General features: G+C 70.4%; 9 protein-coding genes and 1 tRNA gene. 2 read left to right on the top strand and 8 right to left on the bottom strand.

The genetic code is table 11. The annotated features are described in order from the left end of the window. Nucleotide 1: 1 nt before the first annotated feature. The 5 genes from ettA to ABT001_RS30925 all read right to left on the bottom strand — a co-directional run bounded on the left by ettA (nt 2) and on the right by ABT001_RS30925 (nt 7,728). Nucleotides 2-1,666, bottom strand: a complete 1,665-nt coding sequence (ettA, locus tag ABT001_RS30945; protein WP_351284412.1) for an energy-dependent translational throttle protein EttA — start codon at nt 1,664-1,666, stop codon at nt 2-4. A gap of 186 nt (nt 1,667-1,852) precedes the next feature. Then, on the bottom strand, nt 1,853-3,241 hold the full coding sequence (locus ABT001_RS30940) for a Cys-Gln thioester bond-forming surface protein (protein WP_351284491.1): 1,389 nt from the start codon (nt 3,239-3,241) through the stop codon (nt 1,853-1,855). A gap of 338 nt (nt 3,242-3,579) precedes the next feature. Beyond that, complete coding sequence (locus ABT001_RS30935) at nt 3,580-4,005, bottom strand: single-stranded DNA-binding protein (RefSeq protein WP_351284409.1); 426 nt, start codon at nt 4,003-4,005, stop codon at nt 3,580-3,582. A gap of 166 nt (nt 4,006-4,171) precedes the next feature. After that, nucleotides 4,172-6,091: a YfjP family GTPase gene (locus ABT001_RS30930; RefSeq protein WP_351284406.1), complete on the bottom strand. Its 1,920-nt coding sequence runs from the start codon at nt 6,089-6,091 to the stop codon at nt 4,172-4,174. Further along, on the bottom strand, nt 6,088-7,728 hold the full coding sequence (locus ABT001_RS30925; protein WP_351284403.1) for an ATP-binding protein: 1,641 nt from the start codon (nt 7,726-7,728) through the stop codon (nt 6,088-6,090). The genes ABT001_RS30930 and ABT001_RS30925 overlap by 4 nt, the downstream gene beginning before the upstream one ends. A 317-nt stretch (nt 7,729-8,045) precedes the next feature. Between ABT001_RS30925 and ABT001_RS30920 the strand changes: the two genes are divergently transcribed. Then, nucleotides 8,046-8,118, top strand: a tRNA-Arg gene (locus tag ABT001_RS30920). 378 nt (nt 8,119-8,496) lie between these two features. Here the strand turns inward: ABT001_RS30920 and ABT001_RS30915 are convergent. The 3 genes from ABT001_RS30915 to ABT001_RS30905 form a co-directional block, all read right to left on the bottom strand. Next, nucleotides 8,497-9,075 carry a helix-turn-helix transcriptional regulator gene (locus ABT001_RS30915; RefSeq protein ID WP_351284402.1) on the bottom strand — a complete coding sequence of 193 codons (579 nt, stop codon included), beginning with the start codon at nt 9,073-9,075 and terminating at the stop codon, nt 8,497-8,499. 473 nt (nt 9,076-9,548) lie between these two features. After that, nucleotides 9,549-10,256 (bottom strand): SDR family NAD(P)-dependent oxidoreductase, encoded by a 708-nt coding sequence (locus tag ABT001_RS30910; RefSeq protein WP_351284399.1) that lies wholly within the window; start codon nt 10,254-10,256, stop codon nt 9,549-9,551. Beyond that, nucleotides 10,253-10,969, bottom strand: a complete 717-nt coding sequence (locus tag ABT001_RS30905; protein ID WP_351284397.1) for a TetR/AcrR family transcriptional regulator — start codon at nt 10,967-10,969, stop codon at nt 10,253-10,255. Before ABT001_RS30905 ends, ABT001_RS30910 begins: the two co-directional genes overlap by 4 nt. A 145-nt stretch (nt 10,970-11,114) precedes the next feature. Here ABT001_RS30905 and ABT001_RS30900 point away from each other — a divergent pair, with 145 nt between their 5' ends. After that, nucleotides 11,115-12,596, top strand: a complete 1,482-nt coding sequence (locus tag ABT001_RS30900; protein ID WP_351284395.1) for a DHA2 family efflux MFS transporter permease subunit — start codon at nt 11,115-11,117, stop codon at nt 12,594-12,596. Nucleotides 12,597-13,209 lie beyond the last annotated feature (613 nt).

Below are 13,209 nucleotides of genomic sequence, written 5' to 3'. Positions count from 1 at the left end.
ATCAGCCTCGCGTGAGCTTCTTGTAGGTGGCACGGTGCGGGCGGGCCGCGTCCGCACCGAGGCGCTCGACCTTGTTCTTCTCGTACGACTCGAAGTTGCCCTCGAACCAGTACCACTTGGAGTCGCCCTCGTACGCCAGGATGTGCGTGGCGACGCGGTCCAGGAACCAGCGGTCGTGGGAGATGACCACGGCTGCTCCGGGGAACTCCAGCAGCGCGTTCTCGAGCGAGGACAGGGTCTCGACGTCGAGGTCGTTGGTGGGCTCGTCGAGGAGCAGCAGGTTGCCGCCCTCCTTGAGCGTCAGCGCCAGGTTCAGGCGGTTGCGCTCACCACCGGAGAGGACACCGGCCGGCTTCTGCTGGTCCGGGCCCTTGAAGCCGAACGCGGAGACGTAGGCCCGCGAGGGCATCTCGACCTGGCCGACGTTGATGTAGTCCAGCTCGTCCGACACGACGGCCCAGAGGGTCTTCTTCGGGTCGATGTTGGCGCGGGACTGGTCGACGTAGGAGATCTTGACCGTGTCGCCGACCTTGATGGCGCCGGAGTCCGGCGTCTCCAGGCCCTGGATCATCTTGAACAGCGTGGTCTTGCCCGCGCCGTTCGGACCGATGACGCCGACGATGCCATTGCGGGGCAGCGTGAACGACAGGTCGTCGATGAGGACCTTGTCGCCGAAGGCCTTCGAGAGGTTCTCGACCTCGACGACGATGGAACCGAGCCGCGGGCCCGGCGGGATCTGGATCTCCTCGAAGTCCAGCTTCCGCATCTTGTCCGCCTCGGCCGCCATCTCCTCGTAACGGGCGAGACGTGCCTTGGACTTGGTCTGACGGCCCTTGGCGTTGGAGCGGACCCACTCCAGCTCTTCCTTGAGCCGCTTCTGGCGCTTCTCGTCCTTGCGGCCCTCGACCTTGAGACGGGCCTGCTTCTTCTCCAGGTACGTGGAGTAGTTGCCCTCGTAGGCGATGGCGCGGCCGCGGTCGAGCTCGAGGATCCACTCGGCGACGTTGTTCAGGAAGTACCGGTCGTGGGTCACGGCGATGACGCAGCCCGCGTACTTCGAGAGGTGCTGCTCCAGCCAGTTCACCGACTCGGCGTCGAGGTGGTTGGTGGGCTCGTCGAGGAGGAGGAGGTCCGGGGCCTCGATCAGCAGCTTGCAGAGCGCCACACGGCGCTTCTCGCCACCGGAGAGGTTGGTCACGGGCCAGTCGCCGGGCGGGCAGCCCAGGGCGTCCATGGCCTGCTCCAGCTGCGCGTCCAGGTCCCACGCGTTGGCGTGGTCCAGGTCTTCCTGGAGCTTGCCCATCTCGTCCATGAGCGCGTCGGAGTAGTCGGTCGCCATGAGCTCGGCCACCTCGTTGAAGCGCTTGAGCTTGCCCATGATCTCGGCGGCGCCGTCCTGGACGTTCTCCAGGACGGTCTTGCTCTCGTCGAGCTTCGGCTCCTGCATGAGGATGCCGACGCTGAACCCGGGGGAGATGAACGCGTCACCGTTGGACGGCTGTTCCAGGCCCGCCATGATCTTCAGCACCGTGGACTTACCGGCGCCGTTGGGTCCCACGACACCGATCTTCGCGCCGGGCAGGAAGTTCAGATTGACGTCATCGAGAATCACCTTGTCGCCGTGCGCCTTGCGCGTCTTGCGCATGGTGTAGATGTACTCAGCCAAGAGAAACCGTCCGGCAGCAATAGAGGTGTGGGCAGATACACCCATCTTGCCTGACGTCCGCACCCGGACGGAAACCCGTCCGGTCCCCGGTACCGCCCCGGGCACGCGAGGAGCCCGGTACGGAGGTCCGTACCGGGCTCTTCGCGACACTTCACCGGCGAGCGTTCCCGCCGCGCCCGTGCTCAGTCACTCAGCGCTGTCCTGCGGCTTCTTCCGGCGGAGCAGGAAGACCGCGCCGCCGCCGAGGACGACGAGGACGATGGCGACACCCGCGATGACCGGGGTGGCGCTGGAACCGCCGGTCGCGGCGAGGTCGCCCTCGGCGCCGGTGGCACCGGTGGAGCTGGTGCCGGTCTGGGCGGGCACGGGCTCGGCACCACTCTGGGTGCCGACGCCATCACCCAGTCCGGGGGCACCCGCGGTCGCGCAGTCCAGGACGCCCTTGAAGTTCTCGCTGAAGCCGCCGGGCCCGGTGATCGTGAAGTCGTAGGCCTGGTCCTCGGCGACCGGGATCGTCACCGTGCGGGTCTCGCCCGCGGCGATGGTGTGCTCGGTGCCGGCCAGCTCGAAGGTGAACGCCTCGTCGCCCTTGTTGGCCGCCGTGATGTCCACGCCGCCCTTGGCGCAGTTCTTCCGCGCGGTGAGCGCGGGGACCGCGCCCTTCTCGGCCCAGGTGGCGCTCGCCGTCGCGGTGACCGTGGACTCGCTGGAGCCGGCGAGGATCATGGTCTGGCTCTTGGTCAGCCCGGCGAAGACCCGGCCGACGGGCACGGACGTGGTGGCCTGGACGGTCAGCGACGCGGAGCCGTCCGCGGCGTCCTGGGGGATGTCGAAGTAGAGGCCGGTGCCGTCGGCCGCTTCGGTGACGGGCTTGCCGTCCTTGTCGGTGACCTGGACCCCGCTCGCGGCGGCATCGGCCGGCGGGGTCACGGAGACCTGGCCGGCGTCGGTGCGGACGGTGACCGGGCCGACCCGCTCACCGGCCTTGCCGGAGACCGCGGCCGGCTCCAGCGCCACGGAGGCCTTCGGCTCCGCGACGCTCTCCGCCTTCTTCTCCAGCCAGTCGGCCAGCTTCTCCGCCTGCCCGTCCTTGGCCTCGACGTCGGCCTTGTCCGAGAAGCGCCAGATGGCGACCTGGGTGCCCGCGGCCGCCGTCCTGGCGGTGAGCGGCCCGGTGCCGGCCTCGGCGGCGAGATCGGCGAGGTCGTCGACCTGCGGGTAGGAGTGCTGCAGGATCCAGCGGATCTTGCCGGCGTCCTCGTTGGCGCCGAGCGAGGTCTGGTCCCAGGGGGTCTCCAGGTACTTCGCCCGGTCCTGCGTGGGGTTGTGGATGTCGATGCAGTACGTCTTCAGCTGGCCGCCACCGTCGACGTCCAGCTCGAACAGACCGGCGGGCAGCTCCTGCGTCGCGCCCGCCTCGCCGCCCTCACCACCGGTGCGCAGCACCGCGGTGTCGTAGGTCTTCAGCCCGTCCAGGACGGCGGTCGCTCCGCCCTGGTGCTGGCCCGTCCCGTCCGCGGCCGCGGGCGTCGCGCCCACGAGTGTTCCCGCGGCGACCAGCCCTGCGGCCAGCATCGCGGCTGCCGCTCTGACCGGACCGTGGCCCCGTCCGCCCCTGGCAGTCACCCGGCCGGGCCGCCGCTGTCCGCTCCCGCTCCGGCTCCCTGTGGAGCCCTCCGTCGCCGCCGTCGACGACGAAGTGGATGCTGAAGACACAAAAAACACAGAATTCCCCTCCGGGCGAGACCTTCACGCATGATGCGCGTGTGGGAGGGGCCTCGCCAGCAAACTCAAGTGCCGCATGAGTACGGGGGAATCGTAAGGAGCGAGCCAAGGGGAATCCCCCGTCATGCCGTCAGATAAGCATTCCGACTCGTAATCGTTATAGCCGCGTTCGGCGCGCCTCCTCCACTTCAGGACACCGATGCCATTTCCGTGGCCGGTTTCTGACGATGCGTGGGCGCGGTCAGGGTGGGGTCGCCCCTGACCACCCGCCGGAACGCGGCCGTGCCCCTGGTCAGATCGTGTCCCACCGCCGTGGCCTCGACGTCCACGGAGGTCCTCCACACCCCGTCCTTCTCCTCCTCGCGCACCTTCAGCCGGCCGTGCACGACGAGCGGCTCCCCGACCGACACCGAGCCGGTCAGATTCGCGGCGAGCGTCCGCCGCGCCCACACCGTGTAGAAACCGGTGCGGCCGTCCGTCCAGGCCTGCTGTTCCCGGTCCCACCGCCGGGGTGTCACCGCGAGGCGGAATCGCGCCGTCGGCCCTGTCGCCGTCTCGCGGAAGTCCACCGCGGTCGCGGCGTTTCCGACCAGCGTCACCAAGGTCTCATTCATGTCCCGTCCCCCGTTTCCCTGCCGCATTCCGTCCGCTTTCCGTCCCGCTGTCCGCCCTGCGCCGATGCGGCACGACGCGGCGCGACGGCGCACGGTCCGGTGCGTCTGCCTGATTCCGTCGCACACCATGCTGGACGGAAACCGGGAATCCTGTGCGGCCTGTGGATTACCCGCCGGTTGTGGACAACTCCGTCACCGCCACATACCGCTCCCGCACCTCTCGGTAGCGCGCCAGTTCCGACGCCACCGGGTCCAGGACCCTGGCCCTGCCGCAGCCCGCCGCTGCCTCGCGGAGCCGCCGTTCCGCCTCCTGCCCGTACCGGCGTGCGGGCCCCCGTGCCGCGGCCGCGCACGACCACTCGACGAGCGGACCGCCGACCACTCCGGCCAGCATCAGCAGGGCCGGGACGAGCAGGCCGGGTTCGAGCACGCCCACGATCTGGCCGAGCAGCCACAGCCCGCCGAAGATCTGGAGCAGCGTCATCGAGGCCTGCGCGAGCACCGCGGCGGGCCACCACGCCGGCCTCGGCGGCCTGCCGCCACGGCCGCCGCCCCGGGCCTCGGCGGCGGGCGCGCCTGGTACGCCCGCCGGTCCACCCCGACCCACCGGTGCGGACCCCGTGTCCCCGCTCCCGCTCCTCCCCCGGGACCGGCCGCCGGCCTCTGCCTGAGCCCTCCGGGACAGTTCGTCCAGCGCTTCCGGCAGCCCTTTCGCCCCGCTCACCGCGGCCTCGCGCACGGCCTGTGCCCAGGGTGCGGGCAACCCGTCCACCGCGTCGTCCGCCAGTTTCCGCACCGCCTGCTCCACCCGCTGCCGGGCGGTGATCTCCTCCTCCGGGGGCGCGAGCACCTGCGCCATCAGGTCGAGGCCGCCGAGCTGCCGGGTGGACTCGTACCAGCGCCACAGCCGCAGCCAGGGCGTCCCGCAGGCCCGTCCCGCGTTCCTGCGCCACTCGCGTTCCGCCGCCTGCCCCGCGGCCCCCGCTCCCACGGCGTCCGCGAGCCGGTCGGTGAACTCCTCGCGAGCCCGCTCGCCGAGCCCCGGCCGCCCCTCGGCGACGTACACGGGCCGGAGCCGCGCGGCGGCGGCGTCCACGTCGGCGGACAGCCTGCGCGCCGCCGCCGTACGGGCCTGGACGAACCTGCCGAGCAGTTCCCGCAGGTCACCCACCCCGGCTCCGGTGAGCGCGGACAGGGGCATGACGGTGGCGCCCGGCTCGCCGTGCTCACCCACCGGCATCCCGTCCTCGTCGAGAAGCCTGCGCAGATCGTCCAGGACCAGATCGGCGGCCTCTCCCGGAAGCCGGTCGATCTGGTTGAGGACGACGAAGGAGACCTCGGCGTGCCCGGCGAGCGGCCGCAGATAGCGTTCGTGCAGGGCCGCGTCGGCGTACTTCTCCGGGTCGACGACCCAGATCACCGCGTCGACCAGGGCCAGCACCCGGTCCACCTGCTCCCGGTGCCCGGTCGCCGCCGAGTCGTGGTCGGGCAGGTCCACCAGGACGAGGCCCTGCAACGCCTCGTCGACGGCCGTGGAGCCCTGCACGGGCCTGCGCCGCAGCCGGCCGGGGATGGCCAGCCGGTCGAGCAGCCCGGCTGCGCCGTCGGTCCAGCTGCAGGCGATCGGGGCCGAGGTGGTCGGCCTGCGCAGTCCGGTGTCGGAGATCTGGACGCCGGCCAGCGCGTTGAAGAGGGTGGACTTCCCGCTGCCCGTGGCCCCAGCGATGGCGACGACCGTGTGCCGGGAGGAGAGCCTCTGACGGGCCGACGCCTCGTCGAGCACCCGCCCCGCCTCGGCGAGCGTGTCCCCGTCGAGCCGGGCGCGGGAGAGCCCGACCAGCTCCCGGAGCGCGTCCAGCCGTGGCCGCAAGGGGCTGCCGGGCAGTCCGTACGCCTCGACCTGGAGCGCCGGATCGTCCTCCTGGGGGGCCCGCTCGTCCTCGGGGCCCTCCTGTGCCGCCTCCGCGGCACGCCGCGCGATGAGCCCGTCGTCCCAGCGCCGTACGTTCTCCTCCCGGGTCTCCGCCGGGCCTTCGGGCTCCGGCCCCTGTCCGTGGTCCCGGCCCTGGTCAGTGACGGCAGTCATCGCTGCCACCTCTCCTTCTGCAGTACGGACAGCGCGGCGATGAGTTCGGCCTGCGGCTCGGGGGCGACTTCGAGCACGTCCAGCGGGGCGAGCCGCCGGTCACGCTCGCCGTGCATGACCTGGTCCAGGCAGTCGGTGAGCAGGGCCCCGCCCTTGTCACGGAGCCGCAGCGCCCCCTGGGCGCCGATGCGTTCGGCGAGCTGCTCCCCGGCGCCCCTGGCGCGGCGCCCGCCGAGGAGTGCGGCGGCCAGCAGGGCCGCCACCGTCTCCGCGTCGGGCGCGGCACTGCGTTCGAGGAGCCGCGCCTCCTCCTCGGCCAGTTCCTCCAGGACGCGCCGCCAGCGGCGTACGGCCATGGCGATCCGGCCCTGGATGTCTTCGGCGGGGCCCCATCCGCCGTCCTCCCGGCCGGCGTCCTCGAAGCGGAAGATCCCAGCGGCGGGCTCACGCTGCCAGGTCGCGCGGATCTGCTCGTCGGAGGCAGCGACGGCGCACTGCAACAGGGCGATCAGGCTCTCCACGAGTGCGTCCAGCAGCTCTCCCGCCGTGCTGTAGAGCGGGTATCCGCGCCATCTGGTGCGGGCACCGCCGGCGAGCACGGCACCGTTCCTGAGCCGCCGCCGCACCCGCGACAGTTCCTTCCCGTACGCCTCCTCGACCCCGCCGGTCAGCCGCACGGCCGCGGCGTACTGCGCGGCGACCGCCCCGGCCAGCTCGGGCATCCGCACGTTGAGCGAGTCGATGACCCCGGACGCCGTACGCCCCACGGCCTGCTGACGGGCCGCCGGGTCCTGCGCCCGGTGGGTGAGCCAGGCACGCAGCGGGGCGACGGCGGTGGTGGGCAGCAGCCCCGTGCCACCACCCGCGGACTCGGGCAGCTCGGGGATGGTGAAGCGCGGGACCTCGCCGAGACCGGCCCGGGTGAGCAGGGCGGCGTACTGCCGGGACACCTCGGCGATCACCTGGTGCGGCACCCGGTCCAGGACGGTGACCAGGGAGGCGTCGTACTCCTTGGCGGTGCGCAGCAGATGCCACGGCACGGCGTCCGCGTAGCGGGACGCGGTGGTCACCATGACCCAGATGTCGGCGGCGCAGATGAGTTCGGCGGCCAGGACCCGGTTGCGTACGACCAGCGAGTCGATGTCGGGGGCGTCCAGGAGCGCGAGCCCCCGGGGCAGCGTCGCCGCGGTCTCCACCCGCAGCACGGTGTCGTCGCCCCCCTCGGCCCCGAGGTGGTCGAGCCCGTCCGGGTCCGGGACCTGTCCCGGGGGCAGCCACACCCGGGTCAGCTGCGGCAGCACCCGCACCCCGGCGAACCAGTGGTGGTCGTCCGGGTGGCAGACGAGTACGGGGGTCCGGGTGGTCGGGCGCAGCACACCGGCCTCACTGACCCGGCACCCCACCAGCGAGTTGACGAGCGTCGACTTGCCCGCGCCGGTGGATCCCCCGATCACGGCGAGCAGCGGTGCCTCGGGATCCTTCAGACGGGGTACGAGGTAGTCGTCGAGCTGGGCGAGCAGTTCGGTCCGCGTCTGCCGGGCCCGCGGGGCACCCGGCAGCGGGAGTGGAAGACGCACGGCAGCGACACGGTCGCGCAGGGCGGAAAGTGCGTCGATGAGCTGGGGCCGTACATCCATGGTTACCACATGTGAAGAATGCCCAATTTTGGCGGCTTTTTGAAGCGTATAAGCCCCCTCTGCGCGGCGGATCCGCCCCGGGGACAGAGGGGACGAGTGGGGCGCAGGCATAACGAGTGCACAACACCCGGGGCGTGAGCCGCCAAAAGCGATGCATGAATCGCACCTACCTGCGATTATCGGTTCGCTTCACCGAACCTCCACATCGTGCCACGCAGGTGAAGCAACCAGGACGAGGTGATCTGAGCCCTATCCTTGTCCCGGCAAGGTCACGGATGGCTTGAACCAGGCCCTCCGGGGCAGCAGGCCGACACCCGGCCCCCGTAGCTCAGTGGATAGAGCAGGCGCCTTCTAAGCGCTTGGCCGCAGGTTCGAGTCCTGCCGGGGGCACACAGTGCGCACCATTTCGAGGCCCTCCACCCCGGAGGGCCTTTTAGCTGGTCAGGCGCACATCGGAAGGTGGCTCGCAGAGCGCGCGTAAGCGCCGGACCGGCAGGCGGGAACAGGGCCGGTGGCAAGGCGGGCGCGAACGGCGCTGACGGCTGGACCTGCCCCACGGGGTAGGCGCCACAGCCGCCACCGGGGGACCCGAACGGGCTCACGTGCCGCCACGAGGGGCGCCCGTCCTCGGCACCTCGCCTCACGTCCACCACGACGCGCGGGGTGGGACAGCGCATCGCCACCACCCGTCGCATCGCCTCCCGGCCGCCCCACCAGCAAGATCACGACCTACGGCCGGAGTGCCAGGAGCCCGGACAACGACGCGAGCTACGTGGCACTCGCGGTGTCTCGGCGCTTGGGCGGCAGCCGGTGGGCCCGCACCGCGTACTTCAGGGCGACGGGAGCGGGGACCCCCAGGAGCCCCGCCGTCAACGCCTTGTGCACGGCGTCGAGCCGGGAGACAGCCCCCAGCTTGCGGAACGCGGAGTGCAGGTGACGTTTCACCGTCCCCAGGGTGATACCCAGCCTGCTGGCAATCTGCTGATTGGTCATGGCGGCGGCCGCACAGCGCACCACCTGCAGTTCACGCGGGGAGAGCGCGATCGGGCTCTCCCTGGCAGCGTCGGTCCTCGCCGGAGTCGCGAGGTACCGTGCGGCGGCCAGCAGCGCGCCCGCGCCGTCTTCCCCGGCGAGAACGATGTGCGCTCCGACCTCCAGCAGAGCCGTCCGGTCGCCCGCCCGGAAGGGCGGAATGACCAGCAGGGACGAACGAGGGGAGGTGCGGCGCAGGGACCTGACCGTGCGGACCGAATCGTCCAGAATTTCGGAAGGCTCCAGAACGATGACATGGGGACTTCGCTCGGCGGCCAGTTGTAAAGCCTCGGCCCTGTGTAGCGTGACCCCCACGAGAAGAATGTCATCCTGCGCATGGAGTATTCCGGCGACCGAATCCCGCACTAATGCATGATGGGCTGCGAAAACTATTCGGATGGGCCCCCCGGGGCCCCTTGTCAACCTGTCCGGATTGCCGCCGATCGGCAGGTGGTCGCGGGTGGAACACGGTGAGGACAGGCCATGAGGGCTCTTCTCGAATCCGCTCTGAAGTATTCCCGTTAAGCTCTTCCTGACTTCGTCAACGTCGGCCACAATTCCCCCAATTATAGTTCCCACGGCATCTACAGAAAGAACGCAGAGACGTTACCAAACCGACGGGTCCGCCTGTCAACAGGTTTCGCTGCAGGGTGAGGCGGGGTCGAGCCGATACAGATTTGGCGAGAACGTGAACAGGCTCGCCGTTATTTCAGGCGGTCATCGGGGGGCATGAATCAGAAACCCTGGGTTCTCTGTTGTCGGTCACCTCGCAGACCCACCGGGACGCGTCACCACGGGACGGGCCCGGAGTTACCGAAGAAGCCACCCGTGGGTCCTCCGGAGCCGGTCAGCGCCATATCGACGATGATCCGCGCGCCCTCCTCGACCGTCTGCACACCCCGGTGGCCGTTCAGGTCGGTCGCCGTCCAGCCGGGATCCACCGCGTTGAAACGGATGGTCGGATGCGCGTGCGCGTACTGCGCGGTGAGCATGTTGAGGGCCGCTTTGGAGGAGTTGTAGCCGAGGCCGGCGTAGTACACCGGGAGAATGTGCTCGTACTTCGCGGGCTCCTCGGCGATCGCCAGCGAACCGAGGCCACTGCTGACGTTCACCACGACCGGGGCCGCGGCGGCCTCGAGCAGGGGGAGGAATGCCTGGGTGACGCGTACGACCCCGAACACATTGGTCTCGTACACCGTGCGCACGTCGTCGGCGGTGAGATCGGAGGCCGCCCTGAGCGGACCGATGATGCCGGCATTGTTGACGAGGACGTCGAGGTGCCCCGAACGCTCCCTGACATCGCGCGCGGCCGACTCGACGGCGTCATCGTCCGTCACATCGATATGCACAGCGTGCGCACCGATCTCATCGGCCGCCCGCTGCCCGCGCCCGGCGTCCCTGGCTCCGAGATAGACCGTATGCCCGAGGGCGACCAGGCGACGGGCACTCTCCAGCCCGAGCCCCTTGTTGGCGCCGGTGATCAGGGTGGTGGTCATCCGCGCCCCCCTGCCGCATCCGCACCGCCGGCATCACTGAACCGGACACCGGGCGTGGGTGCCGCCGAGGAGTACGCGTGGAGGAACGTGCGTACCGCCGCCTCGACCACGTCGTTCAGTTCACCCTCGGGCACGGGGCGGGTGCCCAGCAGGGACCGGGCCTCCGCCGGACCGGTGAGCAGGGCGAGGAACTGCTCGGCCGCCACGTCCGGATCCTGGTTTCGCAGCCGCCCCGCCAGAGCCAGCCGGGCAAGGCGGTCGGCCAGGGTCTCCGCCAGACGCTGGCCGACCTGGCGCTGCACGGACTCCAGCAGGTCGGGGAATCTGGCGGCCTCGGCGTACAGGAGTCGTCGCAGCGCCCAGGACTCGTCGGCGCAGTGGCACCGCAGCAGCAGCCGGCCCGTCTCCGTCAGTGCGTTCCCGACGTCGCCCGAGGGCTCCCGCAGGGGATCCAGCGCGGCAAGGTTGTGGTCGGCCGTGCGTACGGCCACCGTCTCCATCGCCTCGCGGAACAGCGACTCCTTGTCGTGCATGTGGTTGTAGATGGTGGGCTTCGCGACGCCTGCCTCGGCGGCGATCTCCTGCACGCAGGACTGCCCGTAGCCCTCCCGCGCGAAGACGCGGAAGGCCGCGTCGAGGATCGCTCGTCGCTTGTCGATGCGGCCGCGTGATGCATTGCGTCGGGGTGGCTCGGACGTTCTGACTTCAGTCACCAAATCATTCTACCGCCGGAGCCTTCTGGATGAACCGATCAGTCCAAGTCATTGGGCCGCCTGGTTGCACAGCGCCGGGGGAGGCCGCTAGCTTGAACCGTCTGGTTCAAAAGAGCTTTCGCTGCGTTCGCTATGGAGTTGCCTCATGTCTCAAGCTCAGGACGACCGCCTGGATCCCAGGCTGTTGCGGCTGATCGGCGTGGTCCTGCTGGGCGGGATCATGGGGATCCTCGACAGCACGATGGTGACCGTGGCCGCCGAGACCCTCTCGGAGGAGTTCAGCACTTCCCTGACCGCGATCAGCTGGGCCTCCACCGCCTACCTGCTGACCCTCACCGTCACCATCCCCGTCACCAGCTGGGCGATCGGACGGTTCGGCGTCAAGAAGCTGTGGCTCTTCGGCCTCGTGCTCTTCCTCGTCGGCTCCTTGGCCTCCGCCCTCGCCTGGAACGTGGAGAGCCTGATCGCCTTCCGCGTCCTGCAGGGCCTCGGGACCGGTGTGCTCGATCCGCTCGTGCTGGTGATCCTCGCCCGCGCGGCGGGTCCCAGCCGAGCCGGACGCGTCATGGGCATGATGGGCGTCGTGCTCTCCCTGGGCCCGGTGCTCGGTCCCGTCCTGGGCGGCGTGGTTCTCGAAGCCCTGGACTGGCGCTGGATGTTCTTCATCAACTTGCCCATCGGCATCGTCGCCTTCTTCCTGGCCACCCGAGTCATCCCGGCGGACCCGAAGGCCGCACAGCAGTCCGGCACCGGGCTCGACGTCCTGGGCTTCGCGCTGATGGCCCCCGGATTCGCCGCCATGGTGCTCGGTCTCACCCAGGCCGGAGAGCACGCCACCTTCGGCACGCCCACCGTGCTCGTGCCGCTCGGCATCGGGCTGGTGCTGCTCGTCGCGTACGTGCTGCACGCTCTGCGGGCCCGGCGGACCCCGCCCCTGATCGACGTCCGTCTCTTCAGCAGTCGCAGCTTCGCCGCGAGCGTGACGGTCCAGGGCCTTGTCGGGCTCGCCACCTATGCGGGCCTGTTCGCGCTGCCGCTCTACTACCAGCTGCTGCACGGACACGACGCGCGCGCCGCCGGACTGCTGGTCGCCCCGCTGGGGCTCGGCTCGGCACTGGCGATGCCCCTTGCAGGACGGCTCAGCGACCGTACGGGGGCCAGGAACCTGGCAGCGGGCGGCGCGGTCATCGCCGGTCTCGGCGGGTTCGCCCTGACCCAGATCAGTGCGTCCAGCGGCGAACTCCTCTCGGCGGCGGGTACCTTCGCCATCGGGCTGGGCCTCGGTGCGGTCGGCGCCCCCACCATGGGCGCCCTCTACCGCACGCTCCCCCCGGAGAAGGTCCCGCAGGGCAGCTCGGTGCTCTACAACCTCAACCAGCTCGGCGGCGCCTTGGGCGTCGCGGTGGTCGCCCTCATCCTGGCCACCATGAACGCGGACAAGGGCTCCACCGCCGACGCGGTCAGCGGGTTCCAAGGGGTGTACTGGTTCGTGACCGCGGTCTCCGTGGTCATCCTCCTCGCCACCCCGCTGCTCCCAGGCCGCCCGGAGGCACCGGCCGCCGCACCGGCGGGGGCATCACCGACGGGGGAAGCCCCGGAGAGGGAAGCCGCAGGCCGAGCGGGCTGAGCTGCCGGACAACCCTGTAAAGACGGAAAGGCACGGAGCCGGGCGAACGGTCGCCGCCTCCAGGCGGAACCTCCGCCCATTGCTCGTAGATCAGGATTGATTTTCCGTCACTGCTCACATAGCAACTCAGCGAGACGAGACCTTCGGGGAACTCATCGGCACGCCAATGCGAAGCCGTGGCCTCCGCCAGGGACCGCTGCTCCTCCGGTCCGCCGGTGGAAACCATCTCGACAAGCGCGACGGTGATGTCCGCACGGTCTATTACAGGAAGATGGTCGACAGAGTGGGGCATGCTCGACTCCCATGGATGGATACCGATACGCGGCGTACGGTTTCCATCCTTGCGCGCCGCCTCCGCAATCCCCCGCGCTCCGGGTGCAATGCTTCGACAACAAAGTGAAAATCTCCGAAACCGCACGTCAACCACCGTCAATTCGGCGTCAAGCCGTCCCGGGCCGAGGTGAGTGCCGCCGGGCGCATCCACCTCGTACGCGTACGCGGTGGTGCGGGCGCGCGCCCGCACCCCCCCGCGGCCCCCCCGGCGCCCACCGCCCCCGACGAGCCGAACCCCGGCACATGCGGTGGTCTCGGAGGGGGAAGCCCGCGCCCAGAT

The organism is Streptomyces sp. NPDC002793 (assembly GCF_040295485.1).
Classification (GTDB): domain Bacteria; phylum Actinomycetota; class Actinomycetes; order Streptomycetales; family Streptomycetaceae; genus Streptomyces.
This window is presented reverse-complemented; position numbering and strand designations above follow the sequence as displayed.